Here is an 18,873-nt window from a genome sequence, read left to right as displayed (position 1 = left end):
GACGGAGGAGGACGGGACATTGGCGCAGCTCACCGGCGAGATGGTGATCGGCTTCGAGCGCGTCGCCGGGACGGGGCGGACGATCACCGCCGTCGATCCCCGCACGGGTGAACGCCTCGATCCCGCGTACGGCTACGGCGGCGACGCGGAGGTGGCGCGCGCGTGCGCGCTGGCGGACGAGGCCTTCGACGCCTACCGGGCCACGAGCGCCGAGGAGCGCGCCGCGTTCCTGGACGCGATCGCCGGGAAGCTCGACGACCTGGCCGGCACGCTCGTCCCGCGGGCCATGTCCGAGACCGGGCTGCCCGAGGCGAGGCTGACCGGCGAGGTCGCCCGGACCACCGGGCAGCTGCGCCTGTTCGCCGCCGACCTGCGGGCCGCCGACACGGTGACCGGCGTCGATCCGGCGGGCGAGGCCGGGCCCGAGATCAGGCAGGGGCGGGTTCCGCTCGGCCCGGTCGTGGTGTTCGGGGCCAGCAACTTCCCGTTCGCGTTCTCCGTGGCCGGCGGCGACACCGCGTCGGCGCTCGCGGCGGGATGCCCGGTGATCGCGAAGGCGCACGACGCGCATCCCGGGACGTGCGAGCTCGTCGGGCGGGCCGTGTCGGACGCGGTCCGCGAGGCCGGGCTGCCCGAAGGCGTGTTCTCGATGCTGTACGGGGACGGCCCGACGCTCGGCATCGCGCTCGTCACCGACCCGCGCGTCCAGGCGGTGGGCTTCACCGGGTCGCGGACGGCGGGGCTGGCGATCGCGAAGGCGGCGGCGGGCCGCCCGCGGCCGATCCCGGTCTACGCGGAGATGAGCAGCGTCAACCCCGTCTTCCTGCTGCCGGACGCCCTCGCGGAGAACGGCGGGGACCTGGCCGAGCAGTACGTCGGCTCCGTGACGCTCGGCGCGGGGCAGTTCTGCACCAACCCGGGACTCGTCTTCGCGGTGAAGGGCACCGATCTCGACGCGTTCCTGGACGCGGCGGCGAAGGCGATCGAGGCCGTCCCGGGGGCGCCGATGCTCACGCCGGGCATCGCCCGCGCCTACGCCGAGGGCGTCGGGCGGCTCGAAGACCACCCGCACGTGGAGATCCTCGCCCGGGGACGGGAACCGGACGCGGCGGCGGGTTGCCGCGCGGCCCTCGCGGCGGTCGACGCCGAGCACTTCGGCCCCGACCTGGAGGCGGAGATCTTCGGTGCGTGCTCCCTGGTCGTCCGGTGCGACGACCTCGACCAGGTCATCGCCCTGGCCCGCGGGCTGGAGGGGCAGCTGACCGCGACGATCCACGGGTCGGGCGAGGCCGCCGCGCGGCTGCTGCCCGTCGCGGAGCGGCTGGCCGGGCGGATCCTGTGGGGCGGGTGGCCCACGGGGGTGCGGGTCGGGCACGCGATGGTCCACGGGGGCCCGTTCCCGGCGACGTCCGACTCACGGACGACGTCCGTGGGGAGCCTCGCCATCGAGCGCTTCCAGCGTCCCGTCGCCTACCAGGGCGTGCCGCGATGAGCACGCCGGTCGTCACCGAGATGCGGGTCGTGCCCGTGGCCGGGCACGACAGCATGCTCCTCAACCTGGGCGGCGCGCACGGTCCGTTCTTCACCCGGAACCTGGTGCTGCTCACCGACTCGTCCGGGAACACCGGCGCCGGGGAGGTGCCGGGCGGCGAGGGCATCAGGCAGACGCTGGAGGACGCCCGCGAGCTGGTCGTCGGCAGGCCCATCGGCCGGTCGGACGAGATCCTCAACGCCTTCCGCGCGACGTTCGGCCACCTGGACGCGGGCGGGCGCGGCGCGCTGACGCACGACACCCGGATCATGGTCCACGCGCTGACCGCGATCGAGTCGGCGCTGCTCGACCTGCTGGGGCAATACCTGGACGTGCCGGTGGCGGCGCTGCTCGGCGACGGCGTCCAGCGCCGGACCGTCCCGATGCTCGGCTACCTGTTCTACATCGGTGACCGGAACAAGACCGACCTTCCGTACGAGGCGCCGCCGGAGGGCGCGGACGGCTGGCTGCGGCTGAGGCGCGAGGAGGCCCTCACCCCGGAGGCGATCGTCCGGCTGGCGGAGGCCGCGCGGGAGCGGTACGGGTTCGCCGACTTCAAGCTCAAGGGCGGCGTCCTGCGCGGAGACGAGGAGGCCGAGGCGGTGCGGGCGCTCGCCGAGCGGTTCCCCGAGGCCCGCATCAACCTGGACCCGAACGGCGCGTGGTCGCTGGACGAGGCGATCCGGATCGGCACCGGCCTCAAGGACGTCCTCGCCTACGCCGAGGACCCGTGCGGCGCCGAGCCGGACTATTCGGGGCGGGAGACGATGGCGGAGTTCCGCCGCGCCACCGGCCTGCGCACCGCCACCAACATGATCGCGATCGACTGGCGGCAGCTCGGCCACGCGATCCGGCTGGACGCGGTGGACATCCCGCTCGCCGACCCGCACTTCTGGACGATGCGCGGCTCGGTCCGGGTGGCGCAGCTGTGCGAGGCGTGGGGCCTGACCTGGGGTTCGCACTCCAACAACCACTTCGACGTGTCGCTGGCGATGTTCACCCACGTCGCGGCGGCCGCGCCGGGGGAGATCACCGCGATCGACACGCACTGGATCTGGCAGGACGGCGAGCGGCTGACCAGGGAGCCGTTCCAGATCGTGGACGGTGCGATCGGCCTTCCCGACCGGCCCGGTCTCGGCATCGACATCGACGAGGAGCGGGTCGAGGAGGCGCACCGCCGGTACCTCCAGTACGGGCTGGGCGACCGGGACGACGAGGCCGCGATGGAGTTCCTGGTCCCGGGCTGGCGGTTCGACCCGAAGCGACCCTGCCTCGTCAGGGGCTGAACCGGCTGCGGGTAGCATCAGGCGACCCCGGTTCCCCCGTATCCCCAGGCGAGGACATGCAGCAGATGGCCCCGGCCGAGTACCGGCACGTCTACGAGTTCAAGATCAGGTTCGGCGACATCGACTCGCAGGGCCACGTGAACAACGTGAAGTTCCTCGGCTACCTGGAGGACGCGCGGCTGGAGATGTTCCACGGCGACCCGGTGCGGAAGGGCGAGAAGCCCGTCCGCGGGATGGTGATCTCCCGGCACGAGATCGACTACCGGATGCCGCTGCTGCCGACCGTGTATCCGATCCGGGTGGAGACGTGGGTGACCGAGGCCCGCGCGGCGTCGTTCAAGCTGGCCTACGAGGTGCGGGACGACGAGCACGTGTACGCCGAGGCGACTTCGACGCTCGTCGCGTTCGACGTCGAGACGAACCGGCTGCGGCGGTTCACCCCGGAGGAGCGGGAGTTCATCGGGCGCTACGTGGTGCCCGGCGCATGACGGCCCTCGCCGGTCCGCCGCCGGCCCTGGACGGACGCCGGTCCGGGGTGCGGCTGCGGGTCGTCCAGGTGGCGGACGCGGAGGCCCTCGCGGCGTTGTACGAGGCGAACCGGGAGTACCTGCGTCCCTGGGAACCGGAACGGGACGACGCGTACTACACCGTGGAGGGTCAGCGCGACAACCTGCACGACCTGGTCGAAGCGTACGCGGCGGGCGAGATGTGGCCGGCCGTCATCGTCGCCGACGACCAGGTCGCCGGGCGCATCACGCTCAACAACGTCCTGCGCGGCCCGCTCCAGAGCTGCTTCGTCGGCTACTGGGTGGCGCGGGCGCACGCCGGCCGGGGCGTCGCCACCGAGGCGCTTCGCCAGGCGCTGGACGTGGCCTTCGGCGCGCTGCGCCTGCATCGCGTGGAGGCGTTCACGAGGGTCGACAACCACGCGTCCCAGCGCGTTCTGGAGCGCAACCGGTTCACGCCCGTGGGAACGGCCCGGCGCCACATTCATCTGGACGGGCGCTGGCACGATGAACGGTTTTTCGAGTGCCTTGCCCCATGGGACGACGGAATCGCCCTCGTTCCACCGACCTGATCAGGGAAATCCGCACTGCCCCGGTGACAACTGCGCCGTCACGGATAGGTAACAAGCGCAACAGCGATCCGTTTTCGGCCCACTTCTCCCTCTAGTGTCGCGACGCGAATGTGGAGAACCCACGTGAAAGGGGCACAATGCGGCGCGTCTCACGAGGAGCGATGGCACTGCTGCTCGCCGCCGGTATGACCGGGGCGGGCGCCAGCGCGGCGCAGGCGGTCACGACCCAGGCGGGCACCGCCCCGGCGGGTGCGGCCCAGGCGGGCGACGTCCTCGCCCAGCTCAAGGCGATTCCAGGAATGCAGGTCACGGAGAAGGCCTCGACCCTGCCGGGTTATCGCTGGTTCTGGCTGGAGTACAGGCAGCCTGTCGATCACCGCAACCCGCGCGGGCAGTGGTTCGAGCAGCGCATCATGCTGCAGCACAAGGCGGCCGACCGTCCGATGGTGCTCTACACCAGCGGCTACGACACGCCGGAAGTGATGTTCACGTCCGAGCCGACGGCGCTCGTGGACGGGAACCAGATCTCGGTCGAGTACCGGTACTTCACCCCGTCCCGTCCCGAGCCGACGGACTGGACGAAGGACACGATCTGGCAGGCCGCCACCGACGAGCACCGGCTGATCCGCGCCCTCAAGACCATCTACAAGGGCAAGTGGATCTCGACGGGCGCCAGCAAGGGCGGCATGACGGCCGTCTACCACAAGCGGTTCTACCCGCGCGACGTCGACGGCAGCGTCGTGTACGTGGCGCCGAACGACGTCAAGAACAACGACGACCGCGCCTACGACAAGTTCTTCCAGACCGTCGGCACCGACCCCGAATGCCGCGCCCACGTCAAGGCGCTCGCGCGCGAATTCCTCAAGCGCCGCCCCGCGATGCTCGAACGCTTCAAGGCCGCCGCCGACGAGAACGGCTGGACGTTCACCATCCTGCGCACGCAGGACCGCGCCTTCGAGAACTCGGTGATGGACTACGAGTGGGCGTTCTGGCAGTACAGCCTGCAGTCCGACTGCGCGGACCTTCCCGCGGTGACCGCCTCCGACGACGAGCTCTACAAGACGCTCGACACTGTCTCCGGGCTGTCGTTCTACAGCGACCAGGGTCTCTCCCCGTACATCCCGTACTACTACCAGGCGGGCACGCAGCTCGGCTGGCCGTCGCCGAAGTTCAAGCATCTGCGCCCGCTGCTGCGATACGAGAGCAGCTACCAGCCGCGCACCTACGTCCCGCGTGACATCCCGATGCGGTTCGACAACGGACGGGCCATGCGCGACATCGACCGCTGGGTGCGCGGGAACGCGAACCACATGCTGTTCCTGTACGGCTCCAACGACCCGTGGGGCGCCGAGCCGTTCCGCCTCGGGCACGGCAGCCGCGACTCGGCCGTCTACGTCGCCCAGGGCATGAACCACAGCGGCCGCATCATCACCGCGCTGCCCGCCGACGAGCAGTCGAATGCGATCGCTTACGTCAAGCGGTGGGCGGGCGTCGAGGCCGGCGCGCAGACGCTGAAGTCCGCCCCGCGCGCGGACGACCCGCTCCAGCTCCAGCGTCCTCCGCTGTAGCGGACACATTCTGGAGCGAACTCGCGGTGTGCCGCCCGTGCACTGACCCCTTGCACGGCGCGGCACACCGCGTTCGCTTGCCCGGCCCCTGGCGACGAAGCTCGCTGAGCTTGTTCAGGGGGTTTCGAGCCAGGCCGCCGTGTTCCCCGGAAGCAGGTCGCCGTACAGCGGGGTACTGGTCAGCAGCGGCGTGCCCGTCGGGGCGCGCACGGGATTGTCTCCGCAGTTGAGGGCGACCGTGAGCGGCCCGCGACGGAAGAACAGCGCCGTGTCGGGGGAGTCGAGCCACTCCAGGTTGTCCGGAAGCCCGTCCCGCAGCCGGCGGCGCAGTGCGAGCGCCTCGCGGTACCAGGCCAGCATGGAGGACGGGTCGGACGCCTGGGCCTCGGCGGTCATGGACGCCCACCCCTCCGGCATGGGCAGCCAGGGCCGGACGCCGTCGGGGGCGAACCCGTACGGCTCGGCGGAACCCGACCAGGGCAGCGGCACGCGGCAGCCGTCCCGTCCTGCAAGCTCACCGTTCGTCCGGTACCAGATGGGGTCCTGCCGGGCCTCATCGGGCAGGTCGGCCACCTCCGGCAGTCCGAGTTCCTCGCCCTGATACAGGTACGCCGACCCTGGAAGCGCCAGCAGTAACAGCAACGCCGCCTTGGCCCTGGCATAACCGATTCCGGGGACGCCTTCCGGCTGCTCGTAACGGGTGAGGTGGCGCACGGAATCGTGACTGGACAACACCCAGGTAGGGGCCGCCCCGGTAGGCGCGACGGCCTTCAAACCGGCGACGATGACCTCCCGGAACGCCGCGGCCGACCACGGAGCCAGCTGCAGGTCGAACTGGAAGACCTGGTGCAGTTCGTCTGGACGCAGATAGAGCGCGAGGTCTTCCGGCCCGTCCGTCCACACCTCGCCTATCGCCATGCGGTCCCCGTCGTACCCGTCGAGGATCTGCCGCCATCTGCGGTACACGTCATGGACTTCCGGACGGCTGTATATGGGGCCGTTCAGCGCACGGCGATCCTGCCCGCCCAGGTCGCGGAACGACTCGTCCTTGAACAGCCCGGCGGCGACGTCGATGCGGAAGCCGTCCACACCGCGGTCGAGCCAGAACCGGAGGATGTCCTCGAACTCGTACCGCACCTCCGGGTTGCGCCAGTTGAAGTCCGGCTGCTCGGGCGCGTACAGGTGCAGGTACCACTCGCCGTCGTCCAGCCGCGTCCAGGCCGGACCGCCGAACGCGGACGGCCAGTCGTTCGGCGGCACCTCCCCGCCGGGACCATCCCCTGGCCTCCCGGACCGGAAGATGTAGCGCGACCGTGCGGGCGACCCCGGCGGCGCGGTCACCGCCTCGCGAAACCAGCGGTGCCGGTCGGACGAGTGGTTCGGGACGATGTCGACGATCAGCCGCATCCCGTGGGCGTGGACGTCCGCCACCAGGGCGTCGACGTCGTTCAGCGTGCCGAAGCGCGGATCGACGTCGCGGTAGTCGGCCACGTCGTAGCCGCCGTCCGCCAGCGGGGACGTGTAGAAGGGGGTGAGCCACAGCGCGTCCACGCCCAGGTCGCGCAGATGGCCGAGCCGGGAGCGGATCCCTTGGAGGTCGCCCTCACCGTTCCCGTCGGAATCGGCGAAACTGCGGACGTAGATCTCGTACACGACGGCGTCGCGCCACCACGGGATTCGCGTCATACACGGCGATCTACCCGCTTATGCCGGAGCGTTCACCATGCTCTGCGCCGCCATCGTGAAGTAGGCCCAGAGCTGCCTCTCCAGGTCTTCGGGGAGGCCCAGCTCGTCCACCGCGGCCCGCATGTGCCGCAGCCACGCGTCCCGCTCCGCCGGCCCGATGACGAACGGGACGTGCCGCATCCGCAGCCGCGGATGGCCGCGCCGCTGGCTGTAGGTGGTCGGGCCGCCCCAGTACTGGATGAGGAACAGCCGCAGCCTCTCCTCGGCCGGGCCGAGGTCCTCCTCGGGGTACATGGCGCGCAGTTCGGGGTCGCTCGCGACGCCCTGGTAGAAGCGGTGCACCAGCCGGTGGAAGGTCTCCTCGCCGCCGACCGCCTCGTAGAAGGTCACCTGTTCAGCCATAGCGCTCCCCACCCTATGTGAGCCGCGCCCCGGTTCTCACCATGATCCACTACGGCGCGGGGGTGGCGACCGTGACGCCCGCCTCGTCGAACGCCCGCTTGACGCGTTCGCGCAGCTCGCGGGCGATGTCGCCCTGCCTGCCCGGCGCCGTCTTCAGCACGACGCGGATCACGATCGCGTCGCCCGCGAGGGCCTGCACGCCCCACACCGACGGCTCCTCCAGGATCAGCTCGCTCCACGCCGAGTCGGCGGCCAAGGTGTCGGCGGTGGCCTGGAGGATCTCCTTGACCTTCTCGGTGTCCTCGTGGATGTCGACCGGGATGTCCAGGACGGCGCGGCCCCAGTTCTGCGACTCGTTCCCGACCTTCTTGATCTCGCCGTTCGGGACGTACCAGACGACGCCGTCCATGTCCCGCATCCGGGTGACCCGCAGCGTCACGGCCTCGACCGTGCCCTTCGCGGTGCCCACGTCGATGAAGTCGCCCACGCCGTACTGGTCCTCCAGCAGCATGAACAGCCCGGCGAGGAAGTCCTTGACGATGTTCTGCGCGCCGAAGCCGACCGCGACGCCGATGACGCTGGCGCTGGCCAGGATGGGGGCGAGGTTCAGGCCGAGCGAGCCGAGGATGCTGAACGCGGCCGTCCCCATGATGATGATGGACGCGACGGAGCGCAGCACCGAGCCGAGCGTCTGGGCGCGCTGGGCCCGCCGCTTGTTCAGCAGGGCCGGGCTGCCCTCGAAGACCGTCCGGGACCGTTCCCGGACCCTCTCCGACATGGTGCCCTCGGCCATCCGGAGCGTGACCCTGGTGATCATGCGGTGCGCGATGTTCTTGACGATCAGCGCGATCACGAAGGTGACGATGATCCAGAACAGCGTGCTGAGCGGCGTGTCGAGCCAGGTGGCGTAGAACCGGGTGAAGTCGACGCTGTGGCTGATGTTCCAGACGAGCCGGCACGTCGTGGTGGGGTCCTGGCTGTTGCAGGCCTTCTCGGGGGTACCGTCCTGGGCCCAGGGCAGGACACCGGCGGCCGGCGACGCGGCGAGCGACACGCTGAAGGGCGCGCTGAGCGGCGCGGCGAATGACATGTGTGGCAGACCCTCCCCGGCCGTTGTGGTGCCTCGACACCTCGCCGTGGACCCGCGGCGGGTACGAGCCCGATCGTAGGGGACGGGGCCGACCGGTTCGTACGGCGCCTGGCGAGGTGACGCGAACCGGCCGGGGAGGGACTTCGGGCGAACGTGCCCCGCGGATCCGCGGCTGCCGCGCCGTTCCGCCGCGGCCCGCGGGACACGCCCGGTCTTGCGGGCGTCCGGCCTGCCGGACGCCCAGGTCCAGGGGTTAGGAGCGTCCGCTCACCTCGTGGCGGAGCGGCTGGAGGACGTGCGCCAGCTTGAGGGCGGCGCCGCCCACGTCGTCGACGTGGTGCATGCGCTCCCCCCACGACCACCAGAAGTAGTGGTCCGCGGTCTCGGGGGCCGGCGCGCAGGTCACGTCCTCGGCGAGGCTCGCGGCCTCGGGGTTCACGACCCGCAGGAAGGCCGGGCCCGAGCGGGTCCGGACGACCCGGGCGACGAGCCCTCGCGTGTCGAGCTCGTGCTCCAGCTCCTCCAGGTAGCCGACGCGTCTGTCGCTGACCACCTCTCGCACCCCCTCCGGTTAAGGCGAGCACACCCTTGGCGAGCTCCGCGGCGGGCCCGTCCTTGATCGACTCTGCGGATCCGCCCGGTCACTCGCCGCGAGAATTGCAACTCTCACGGTGGCGGGTCAAGAGACCGGCCGTCCCGCGAAGTACCGGATTACCCCACCTCAGAGGAAGGCTCCCTCCCCTTGGAGGAAGAATCTCTACCCGCGGGGGGCGTGACGGCCTCCGGACGCCTCCGGTTCTGCGGAATCGCTTGGCCGGGCCTGTGACCAGGGTTACGCTGCGTGCGCGAGAGATTATCTGTCGTGGCCGTAAAGCGACCGGTCGCCGTGGCAGGGACGATCGTCCACCCCCGACGGGGCGGCGTCCCGACCCGACGGTGAGGAGGCCGGAGGATGTCGGATCCCCCCCGAAAAGAGACCGACGTGGCTCGCCGGATCCGCGCGCATGCCCTGGCCCGAGGTCGTTCCCCGGTCGAGATCGCGCAGGAGATCCACGAGCAGTGCGGGCCTCTGTTCGGCACCAGCCGGGTCAAGGCGCACCGCCTGGCCCACGGTGTCGCGCTGTCCGACATCGTGGCGCAGGTCAAGGCACTCTACGAGGTCGACGGCAAGCCGCCGCCCCGGCTCGGGGAGACGCTGCTGTCCGCCTATGAGAGCGGGTACAAAAGACCCGGTCCCGAGTACCTGCACTACCTCTGCGCCGTCTACCGGGTCGAACCCGACGCCCTCGACTACCAGAGTCCCTGCATCTGCGGCCGCGGCCACGCGGTCCGCTCGGCGGGCGCCGTGAGCGTCCCGCAGCCGCGCACGCCGGAACGGCGCGCGGCACCCGACCCCGGCGCGCTCGTCGGGGCCATCGTCCCCAGGAGCGACGACCGCCCCTGGGCAACCGTGAACGACCTTCGGGGCGCCGACCGCGCAGGTGCCCCCCTGACCATTGATGTAGGAGAGGAGGACATCGTGCTTCGTAGGACCCTTCTGCAACTTCTGGCCGGAGCGGGCGTGGCGCTCGACGGTCAGTTCCTTGGGGCGGTCGACAACCTGCGCCGCAAGATGGACGACACGCTCGTCGGCGCGACCGTCTCGCCGACCATGCTCGACCAGTGGGAGGAGACCACCTACGGCTACGGCCGGCAGTACCAGGCGACCCCTTCCCTCCGGATGCTCTGCGACGTGCTGCTCGACTTCAGCGAGGTGCGTCGCATGTGCGACAAGCGCCAGCCCGTCGAGTTGCAGGAAAGGCTGTGCCGGATCGCCGCGCAGCTGTCCGGGCTGTCCGGTCTGATCATGATCAACCTGGGCGACCACCGGCTGGCCCGCTCGTTCTTCCGGACGGCGCGCACCGCCGCCGACGAGACCGGCGACCGGCAGCTGCGCGCCTGGGTGACCGTCCGGGAGTCGCTGGTGCCGATGTACTACGGCGACCCCCGCGAGGCGCTGCACCTGGCCCGCAAGGCGCAGGACCTCGCCGGCCGCACCCCCGGCGTCGCCGCCGCCATGGCCCCCGCCGTCGAGGCGCGCGCCCTCGGCATGCTGGCGATGCGCGGGCGCGGCGACGCCGCCCCGAGCGCCCGCCGCGCCCTCGTGCGCGGACGCTCGGTCTTCGACCAGCTTTCCAAGACCGACACCTCCGACCTCGTGTTCGGGTTCACCGACCGGCAGATGGCCTTCTACGAAGGTGACACGTTCACCAATCTCGGTGACCACCAGCACGGCGACGAGGTGCTCAGCCACGCCCTCACCCTCTACGCGCCCACCGACCGCGTCGACCTGACCCTGGTGCGCCTCGACCGCGCGATGTGCAAGCTGCACGCCGGGCAGCCCGAGGCCGCGCTGACCGCCGGCCAGGAGGCCATCCTCGAGCTGCCGACCGACCACCGTTCCGACATCCTCGTGCACCGGGCCCGGCAGATCGGCGCGGCCGTCAACGCCAAGTGCGGAGAGATCCCGCAGCTGAAGGACTTCTACGAGGCGCTGGCCGGCCCCTGGGTGCAGAGTCCCGCCCAGGACCGTCCCGCGGTCCGCCCGGGTGAGCAGGTCTGACCGGGCATGGGCACGCCTGACAGCACGTCCTGGCAGGGGCACCACACCCTCGTCCGCCTCCAGGGCGAACCACCGGTGTGGAGCTACGGAGACCTGAGACTGCGCCGCTACAGCGCTCCCGACCACGGCACCGTCCTCGCCCTGCACCGCGAGGGTCTCGCCCAGGTCGGTCTGCGCCCCGGCGACGGCGTCTACTACGACCACGACTTCTTCCGGATGGAGGACATCTATCTCCGCAACGACGGCGAGTTCCTCGTGGGCGAGCTGGACGACCGGATCGTCGCGATGGGCGGCCTGCGCCGCGCCGACCTGATCCCCGGCGGCCACGCGCGCGCCTACGGCGGCTACGCGCCCGGCAACCCCGCCCTCGACGCCGTCGAGATGGTGCGGCTGCGCGTCCTGCCCGCCGTGCAGCGCCGCGGCTACGGCGCCGCCCTCGTCCAGGCCCTGGAGGAACGCGCCGCCGAGTACGGCTACCGCATCCTTCGCGCCGACACCACCGAGTTCCAGGCCCCCGCCCTCGCCCTCTACCGCAGGTTCGGCTGGACGGAGACCCGCCGCGAGACCATCGGCGGCATCGTCAACATCTACCTGGAGAAACGGCTCCGCTGAGACCCCCGAGCCGCGGCGGAACCGGTAGCGCGGCCCGGTCCCGCCGCGGCTCCGGGCCCAAAACAACCACCAGGCCGCCAACCACCACCCCGCAGGCCGGGAGCCGGATGCCTGGGTCGGCGGCCACGGTGGCGCGGGCTGGTAGCCATGGTCGCGCGGGGCTTGTGGCCGCCCTCGCGCAGGGCGGCGGCGACGATGACGTGGGCTGCTGCCACGACCGCGCGAGCCGGTAGCCACTACTGCGCGGAGCTCCGGCACCACCGCAACCACGCAACAACCTCAATGGTTGCGATCGCGTCCGAAGGCAGGGGCGAGCGAAGCGAGACCCTGATCGCGCAGCGAGCCGCAAGGCGAGTCGGAGCGATGCCAGCGATCGCCGTGGCTTTTTGTGGTGCGGCGCCCCCCGGGCGCCGCACCACAAAAAACACAATAAACACGAAACCCCCTCCTGGAGGCTTCCCAACCCCAGGAGGGGGCGTTCGTGGGCACGGTGTCCGTGCGTGTGGTGGGAGGGTAGCGCGAACCTCGGCCGCGTCCTAGAGGCTGGGGGCTGGACATCGTCCTCCGACCATCTGCATCAGAGGGTAGCGGCGTCGGCGGATTTCAGTGAATCCCCGGTGGGTGAGCGCGCCGGTGACTTCTTCGTCACCGAAGACGGTGAGTCCGGTGGCGTGGCGGAGGAGTTCGCCGCCCATGCGGGTGGCGGGGAGGCGGGAGGGGCGCCGGGACGTGAGGATGACGAGGTGCCCGCCGGGTTTGAGGACGCGGGCCATCCCGTCGACGGCCGCCCACGGGTCGTCGAACAGGTAGAGGGCGCCGAGGCAGCAGACGGCGTCGAACACGCCGTCGCGGAAGGGGAGGCCGGCCGCGTCGCCGCGCACGTAGCGGATCTCGCCGCCGGGGCCGGTGTCGGCGACGGCGCGGGCCAGCATGGTCCCGGACGCGTCGAGCCCGACGACGAGGCCGTCCGGGCCGATGCCCGCGGCGAGCGCGCGGGTGACGTTGCCGGGGCCGCAGGCCACGTCCAGCACGGTCGCGGGCGGGCGGGCCGGGTGGCCGGGGTGCGCGAGGCCGAGCCAGTCGCGGGCCATCGCGTGCTCCTCGGCGGTGTCGGGGCCGAGCGGCCAGCCCTTCGCCAGGTTGAACCCGACGGGCCGCCACACCTTCTCGTAGATGCGGGGCAGGAAGCCCGACTCCATGACCGACTGGGCGAGCGACGGCGGCGCCTTGGCGGACGGGCCGAGCAGGTCGAGGTACCCGGCGGACACGTCCGGTGTCTCCGGTGGTTCGCGGAGCAGGCCGAGCACGCGTTCCATGGTGCCGCGCGCCATCGTCTCGCTCATCCCGCTATTAGACCATCCGTCAACTCGTCGTGCGCGCCGGGGTCCGGGGAGAGGCCGGTCTGCGCGGCCATGAACGTGAGCGTGTCGGTCATCAGGTCCACCGACCGGCTCACCGACCGGGCGGAATGCCCCACCTCCGCCTCGTCGCGCAGCAGGATCGGCGCGTCCGACGCGGTCGCGTGCTGCAACGCCGCGCACAGCTTGCGGGCGTGCAGCGGATCCACGCGGGTGTCGCTGCCGAAGGTCGTGAACAGGACGGCCGGGTAGGCGGTCCCGGCGTGGACGTGGTGGTACGGCGAGTAGCCGATCAGCCAGCCGAACTCCTCGGGGTCGTCGGCCGTCCCGTACTCGTCGTTCCACGTCTGGCCCAGGCCGAACCGCTCGTACCGCACCATGTCCAGCAGCGGCGCCGAGCAGACGACGGCACGGTACAGGTCGGGACGCTGGGTGAGGGCGGCGCCGACCAGGAGCCCGCCGTTGGACCCACCGGAGATCGCCAGCCGCGACGGCGTCGTCAGACCGTCCGCGATCAGCTTCTCGGCGGCGGCGTGGAAGTCGTCGAACACGTTCTGCTTGCGCTCCCGCATGCCCGCGCGGTGCCACTCCTCACCCTCCTCGGACCCGCCGCGCAGGTTCGCGACCGCGTACACGCCGCCGGCCTCGACCCACGCGAGGACGCTCGCCGAGTAGGACGGCGTGAGCGAGATGTTGAAGCCGCCGTATCCGTAGAGGATCGCGGGCCGGGGGCCGGACAGCCCCGGGCGGGACGCGACCAGCATCCGCACCTGCGTCCCGTCCCGCGAGGTGTAGACGACCTGGCGCGTCTCGATGTCCGGGACGTCGACCGTCCCCGGCGCGGACGCCCACAGGGTCGTCTCCCCCGTGTGCGCGTCGTACCGCATGACCGACGACGGCGTCACGTTGTCGGTGTAGCCGAACCACGCCTCGTGGCCGCCCTCGGGACGCTCGATGATCCCGCCGATCGAGCCGAGCCCCGGTGTCGGGACGGTCCCGACGCGTTCCCCCGACTCCAGGTCGTGCACGGTGATCTCGCTGACCGCGTGGCGCGTCCAGCCGGCCAGCAGCACCGGGGAGTCGAGGCCGTCGAGGACCGCGAAATCGCTGAGGACCGCCTCGGGGTCCTGCGGCACGAGGTCGCGCCACGTCCCGTAGGACAGGTCGGACGGGTCGGCGACGCACAGCCGGGAGCGGGGCGCGTCGCGGTCGGTGAAGACGTACGCGCGGCCGTCGCGGCCCACGTGCACGCTGGTCTCGGCGTCGACGCCCTCCTGCACGACCCGCAGCGCGGGCGCCTCCGGCGAGGACGCCGACAGGTCCGCGATCCACAGGTCGTTGCGCGGCGCCGTGCCCTGTGATGCCGAGATCGTGAGCCAGCGCCCGTCGCGGCTCACCCCGACCCCGTAGTAGTTGGTCTTGTCCCGCTCCGCACCGAAGATCAGCACGTCGTCGGTGTCGGGCTCGGTGCCGACGCGGTGCAGGTACACGCGCCGGTGGTACTGCTCCTCGCCCGCCGGGACGTCCCGCGCGGGCAGCCGCCGCGTGTAGTAGTACGCCTCGCCGCCCGGCAGCCACGCGACCGACGAGTACCGGGCCCGGTCGATCGGCCCCTCCACCCGCGCCCCGGTCGTGACGTCCATCACGTACAGCAGCGACTCCTCGTCCCCGCCGGTCGAGATCTTGTACGCCAGCAGGCGGCCCTCCTTGTCGGGCTGCCATCCGTCCAGCGTCGTCGTCCCGGCGGGATCGAGGGCCATCGGGTCGACCAGGGCCCGCTCGGACCCGTCCGGATCGACCGTGTAGAGCACCGGATGCTCCTGGTCGGCGCCGCGGCGGGTGAAGAACCGCCGCTCGCCCCGCCACACCGGGGACCCGACGCTCCCCGCGCCGAGCAGCTCTCCGAGCCGCGCCCGCAGCCGCTCCCGCCCCGGCAACGCGTCCACGACCTTGTGGAACAGCCTGTCCTGCGCGGCGAGCCACTCCCTGGTCTCGTCGCTGCCGGCGTCCTCCAGCCAGCGGTACGGGTCCGCGACCCGGTGACCGTGGATGTCCTCGACGATGTCCTGGCGCTGCGCGGGCGGATACGGCGTCATGAATGCACCTTAATTGGCCGCCCGGACCGCCCGTTGCGGGGCGGTCCGGGCGGGGCGCGCGTTCGAGCCGGCCGCCGGCGGGGGATGATATGGGGTAGCGAACGGGCTCCCTCAGACGCCACACTGATGTGGTCGGGTCGCCCCTGGGGAGGTCCTCATGGCGAGTGAGCAGGTGCCGGAGACGATAATCGGGCCTCGGTGGGAGGCGCGCGCAGACGCGCCCACCGAGGCGACAGACCAGCAGAGCCCGGTGGAGGGCGTCTGATGAGACAGGTCCTCCTCCTGAACGCGACGTACGAACCACTGACCACGCTCCCGCTCAGGCGGGCCGTCTGCCTCGTGCTTCGCGAGAAGGCGGAGATCGTCCATCACGACACCTCCGGCGCCGTGCTCCACTCGGCCACCATGACGGTCGAGGTCCCCTCCGTCATCCGCCTCCGCCGCTACGTCCGGATCCCGTTCCGCACCCGCGTCCCCCTCACCCGCGCCGCGCTGATGCGCCGCGACAACTTCCGCTGCGTCTACTGCGGCCGCCGCGCCGAGACGATCGACCACGTCCACCCGCGCAGCCGCGGCGGCAAGCACGTCTGGGAGAACTGCGTCGCCTCCTGCATGACCTGCAACCACAGCAAGGCCGACCGGCTCCTGTCCGAACTCGGCTGGACCCTCAGCGTCACCCCCGCCGTCCCCCGAGGCGCCCACTGGCGCCTCATCGGCCTGGTCCACGACGGCGACCCCCAATGGGCGGCCTACGTGACCGAACCAGCGGCGTAGTTTCCCAGGGGGGCGACCCCCTGGCACCCCGTCACGAGCCGGTCGACCCTCACGCCACGGTGCGGGTCTCTGTGACCGTGCGGGTCGCTGACGTGCCGCTGCGGTCGCCCGGCTCGACGGGCATGCGCGCTCCGCTCGCTGCACCCGCTCCACGCGCCTGCCCGTGATGGTGGCTGAGGTTATTCTGGAGGCGTGCCTCGTTATGACTATCGTTGCCGTGCGTGCGGGTCGACCTTTGAGGTGTCCCGGCCGATGATCAATGCTTCCGATCCGGCGCCCTGTCCGGACGGGCATGATGACACGGTGAAGCTGCTCTCGACGGTCGCCGTCACCGGTGCGGCCCGGCCTGCCGCGTCGCCGCCGGCCGGTGGGGGCTGCTGCGGCGGAGGATGCTGCTCCTCCTAGGCGTTCTGGGCGGCGCGCATCGCTCGGCCGGTGGCCGCGGCGTCGTAGTCCTCCGGGACGCCCTGGAGGAGGACGGCCGTGCCCGGGATGTGGTCGGTGCGCATCGGCAGGATCGCCTGGTAGGCGTCCGACTCGTACCAGGCGCGGGCGCTGTCCATGTCGGGGAACTCGATCAGCACGTAGCCGCCGTCCAGCGGGCCCTCGATGACCTCGGCGGGCGTGTTGTGGACGAGGAAGCGGCCGCCGAACGGGTCCATGGTGGCCTGGATGCGCTCGATGTAGGTGAAGACGTCGTCGTGCAGCGGCGGCCGGGGGCGCAGGTGGGCGAGCGCGTAGGCGGTCATCGGGATCTCCTTCGGTGGTGAGCGCCGGAGCGTCCTGCCCGGCACTCACCACTGTGTCGCCCGCAGGGGAATGCTGGCGATTACCCGATGGGTAATCTCGCTTAGAGGCGGTCGAGCTGTGACACGTCGCGGGCGGCGCCCGTGGACGCGGACGTCGCCATCGCCGCGTAGGCGCGCAGGGCGGCGCTGACCGGGCGGTGCCGGTCGCGCGGCCGGTACCCGCCGAGGTCGGCGAGGAGCTTCTCCCGCCGGATCTCCAGCTCGTCGGACGGGACGTCCAGCTCCAGCACCCGGTTCGGGATGTCGATCACGACGCGGTCGCCGTCCTCGACGAGGGCGATGACGCCGCCGCCCGCGGCCTCGGGGGAGGCGTGCCCGATGGACAGCCCGGACGTGCCGCCGGAGAACCGCCCGTCGGTGACGAGGGCGCACGCCTTGCCGAGCCCGCGGCCCTTGAGGAAGCTCGTCGGGTACAGCATCTCCTGCATGCCGGGGCCGCCCTTCGGGCCCTCGTAGCGGATCACCACCACGTCGCCGGCCTTGACCCTGCCGCCGAGGATGCCCTCGACGGCCTGGTCCTGCGACTCGAAGACGACGGCGGGGCCGGTGAAGGTCCAGAGCTCCTTCTCCACGCCGGCGGTCTTGACGATCGCGCCGTCGGGCGCGATGTTGCCGCGCAGGACGGCCAGCCCGCCGTCGGCGGTGTAGGCGTGCTCGGCGGAGCGGATGCAGCCGTTCTCGCGGTCGAGGTCGAGCGACTCCCAGCGGGCGCTCTGCGAGAAGGCGGAGGTGCTGCGGACGCCGCCGGGCGCGGCGTGGAACAGCTCCACGGCCTCCGGCAGGACGTCGGGGGAGCGGACGTCCCATTTGGCGACGAACTCGTCCATGGACGCCGAGTGGACGGAGTGGGCGGAGCGGTTCAGCAGCCCGGCCCGGTTCAGCTCGCCGAGCAGGGCGGGGATGCCGCCGGCGCGGTGGCAGTCCTCGACGTGGTACGTGCCGGTGGCCGGGGCCAGCTTGCAGATGCACGGGACGCGGCGTGACACGGCGTCGATGTCGGTGAGCCCGAAGTCGACGCCGGCCTCGGTCGCGGCGGCGAGCAGGTGCAGGATCGTGTTGGTCGAGCCGCCCATCGCGACGTCGAGGACCATGGCGTTCTCGAACGCGTCGCGGGTGGCGATGCTCAGCGGCAGGACCGACTCGTCGTCGCCCTCGTAGTAGCGGCGGGCGACGTCCACGACGGCGCGTCCGGCGTTCTCGTAGAGGCCGCGGCGGGCGGTGTGGGTGGCGAGGACGGTGCCGTTGCCGGGCAGCGCCAGGCCGATCGCCTCGGTGAGGCAGTTCATCGAGTTGGCGGTGAACATGCCGGAGCAGGACCCGCAGGTCGGGCAGGCGCTCTCCTCCATCTCCAGCAGCGTGTCCTCGGACGTGGACGCGTCGGCGGAGGCGATGATCGGATCGATCAGGTCGAGCTTGTTGCCGCCCATGACGCCCTGGACGGGCTTGCCGGCCTCCATGGGGCCGCCGGAGACGAACACCGTCGGGATGTTCAGCCGCAGCGCGGCCAGCAGCATCCCCGGCGTGATCTTGTCGCAGTTGGAGACGCAGACCAGGGCGTCGGCGCAGTGCGCGTTGACCATGTACTCGATCGCGTCGGCGATGACCTCGCGGGACGGCAGCGAGTACAGCATGCCGTCGTGGCCCATCGCGATGCCGTCGTCCACGGCGATGGTGTTGAACTCGCGGGGCACGCCGCCGGCCTCGCGGACCGCGCCGGCGACGACCTTGCCGACCTCGTCCAGGTGGACGTGGCCGGGCACGAACTGGGTGAAGCTGTTGGCCACCGCGACGATCGGCTTGCCGAAGTCCTCGCGTTCGACGCCGCTGGCCCGCATGAGCGCGCGGGCGCCCGCCATGTTCCTGCCATGGGTGACCGTGCGTGACCTGAGCGGTGGCATTGTGACCTCTCCAACCTGTGACGTGCCGGGACGACGGGCCGCGCATGGTTCGGCGTGGCGGTGCGGGTCGCCTGGTAAGCGTG

The 18,873-nt window shown here is 71.6% G+C and carries 16 protein-coding genes and 1 pseudogene; 9 read left to right on the top strand and 8 right to left on the bottom strand.

Going from position 1 to position 18,873, the window contains the following annotated elements:
• Window positions 1-19 precede the first annotated feature (19 nt).
• The 5 genes from K8Z49_RS15820 (at window position 20) to K8Z49_RS15800 (ending at window position 5,463) form a co-directional block, all read left to right on the top strand.
• Entirely contained in the window at window positions 20-1,492 is a 1,473-nt protein-coding gene (locus tag K8Z49_RS15820; RefSeq protein ID WP_021593088.1) for an aldehyde dehydrogenase (NADP(+)), read from the top strand.
• Entirely contained in the window at window positions 1,489-2,817 is a 1,329-nt protein-coding gene (locus tag K8Z49_RS15815; RefSeq protein WP_111829628.1) for an enolase C-terminal domain-like protein, read from the top strand. Before K8Z49_RS15820 ends, K8Z49_RS15815 begins: the two co-directional genes overlap by 4 nt.
• A 56-nt stretch (window positions 2,818-2,873) precedes the next feature.
• Window positions 2,874-3,305 carry an acyl-CoA thioesterase gene (locus tag K8Z49_RS15810; protein WP_021593086.1) on the top strand — a complete coding sequence of 144 codons (432 nt, stop codon included), beginning with the start codon at window positions 2,874-2,876 and terminating at the stop codon, window positions 3,303-3,305.
• On the top strand, window positions 3,302-3,895 hold the full coding sequence (locus tag K8Z49_RS15805; protein ID WP_111829629.1) for a GNAT family N-acetyltransferase: 594 nt from the start codon (window positions 3,302-3,304) through the stop codon (window positions 3,893-3,895). Before K8Z49_RS15810 ends, K8Z49_RS15805 begins: the two co-directional genes overlap by 4 nt.
• A gap of 161 nt (window positions 3,896-4,056) precedes the next feature.
• On the top strand, window positions 4,057-5,463 hold the full coding sequence (locus K8Z49_RS15800; RefSeq protein WP_220126470.1) for a S28 family serine protease: 1,407 nt from the start codon (window positions 4,057-4,059) through the stop codon (window positions 5,461-5,463).
• A 114-nt stretch (window positions 5,464-5,577) separates the two neighbouring features.
• Here the strand turns inward: K8Z49_RS15800 and K8Z49_RS15795 are convergent, their stop codons facing one another.
• The 4 genes and pseudogenes from K8Z49_RS15795 to K8Z49_RS15780 form a co-directional block, all read right to left on the bottom strand.
• Window positions 5,578-7,149, bottom strand: coding sequence for a glycoside hydrolase family 13 protein (locus tag K8Z49_RS15795; RefSeq protein WP_412519416.1), 1,572 nt, complete (start codon window positions 7,147-7,149; stop codon window positions 5,578-5,580).
• Window positions 7,150-7,173: 24 nt separating this feature from the next.
• Window positions 7,174-7,551 (bottom strand): annotated as a pseudogene (locus tag K8Z49_RS15790) (globin); the annotation flags it as partial.
• Window positions 7,552-7,600: 49 nt separating this feature from the next.
• Window positions 7,601-8,641, bottom strand: a complete 1,041-nt coding sequence (locus tag K8Z49_RS15785; RefSeq protein ID WP_021593081.1) for a mechanosensitive ion channel family protein — start codon at window positions 8,639-8,641, stop codon at window positions 7,601-7,603.
• 253 nt (window positions 8,642-8,894) lie between these two features.
• The gene (locus K8Z49_RS15780) at window positions 8,895-9,194 is read right to left on the bottom strand and encodes a hypothetical protein (RefSeq protein ID WP_021593080.1); all 300 of its coding nucleotides are present in this window, start codon (window positions 9,192-9,194) and stop codon (window positions 8,895-8,897) included.
• A 429-nt stretch (window positions 9,195-9,623) separates the two neighbouring features.
• On the opposite strand from K8Z49_RS15780, the gene K8Z49_RS15775 reads away from it, so the two are divergent.
• Both K8Z49_RS15775 and K8Z49_RS15770 read left to right on the top strand, forming a co-directional pair.
• Window positions 9,624-11,243 (top strand): XRE family transcriptional regulator, encoded by a 1,620-nt coding sequence (locus K8Z49_RS15775; RefSeq protein WP_412519413.1) that lies wholly within the window; start codon window positions 9,624-9,626, stop codon window positions 11,241-11,243.
• A 6-nt stretch (window positions 11,244-11,249) separates the two neighbouring features.
• The gene (locus tag K8Z49_RS15770) at window positions 11,250-11,855 is read left to right on the top strand and encodes a GNAT family N-acetyltransferase (RefSeq protein WP_111829634.1); all 606 of its coding nucleotides are present in this window, start codon (window positions 11,250-11,252) and stop codon (window positions 11,853-11,855) included.
• Between the two features lie 536 nt (window positions 11,856-12,391).
• Here the strand turns inward: K8Z49_RS15770 and K8Z49_RS15765 are convergent.
• Window positions 12,392-13,198, bottom strand: a complete 807-nt coding sequence (locus K8Z49_RS15765; RefSeq protein WP_412519411.1) for a class I SAM-dependent methyltransferase — start codon at window positions 13,196-13,198, stop codon at window positions 12,392-12,394.
• Window positions 13,195-15,309: a prolyl oligopeptidase family serine peptidase gene (locus tag K8Z49_RS15760; RefSeq protein WP_412519409.1), complete on the bottom strand. Its 2,115-nt coding sequence runs from the start codon at window positions 15,307-15,309 to the stop codon at window positions 13,195-13,197. The genes K8Z49_RS15765 and K8Z49_RS15760 overlap by 4 nt, the downstream gene beginning before the upstream one ends.
• 264 nt (window positions 15,310-15,573) lie before the next feature.
• On the opposite strand from K8Z49_RS15760, the gene K8Z49_RS15755 reads away from it, so the two are divergent.
• Both K8Z49_RS15755 and K8Z49_RS15750 read left to right on the top strand, forming a co-directional pair.
• The gene (locus tag K8Z49_RS15755; protein ID WP_021593074.1) at window positions 15,574-16,083 is read left to right on the top strand and encodes an HNH endonuclease; all 510 of its coding nucleotides are present in this window, start codon (window positions 15,574-15,576) and stop codon (window positions 16,081-16,083) included.
• A 192-nt stretch (window positions 16,084-16,275) separates the two neighbouring features.
• Complete coding sequence (locus K8Z49_RS15750) at window positions 16,276-16,488, top strand: FmdB family zinc ribbon protein (RefSeq protein ID WP_081842740.1); 213 nt, start codon at window positions 16,276-16,278, stop codon at window positions 16,486-16,488.
• On the opposite strand, the gene K8Z49_RS15745 is transcribed toward K8Z49_RS15750, so the two are convergent.
• Together K8Z49_RS15745 and ilvD are read right to left on the bottom strand one after the other, a co-directional pair.
• Window positions 16,485-16,832, bottom strand: a complete 348-nt coding sequence (locus K8Z49_RS15745) for a DUF1330 domain-containing protein (protein ID WP_111829637.1) — start codon at window positions 16,830-16,832, stop codon at window positions 16,485-16,487. The genes K8Z49_RS15750 and K8Z49_RS15745 overlap by 4 nt on opposite strands.
• A gap of 101 nt (window positions 16,833-16,933) precedes the next feature.
• Window positions 16,934-18,790, bottom strand: a complete 1,857-nt coding sequence (ilvD, locus tag K8Z49_RS15740; protein WP_412519406.1) for a dihydroxy-acid dehydratase — start codon at window positions 18,788-18,790, stop codon at window positions 16,934-16,936.
• Between the last annotated feature and the right edge of the window lie 83 nt (window positions 18,791-18,873).

The organism is Actinomadura madurae (genome assembly GCF_047130825.1).
Taxonomy (GTDB): Bacteria; Actinomycetota; Actinomycetes; order Streptosporangiales; family Streptosporangiaceae; genus Spirillospora; species Spirillospora madurae.
Note: the sequence above shows the minus strand (reverse complement) of the source record. Positions and strands in the feature narration are given on the sequence as shown.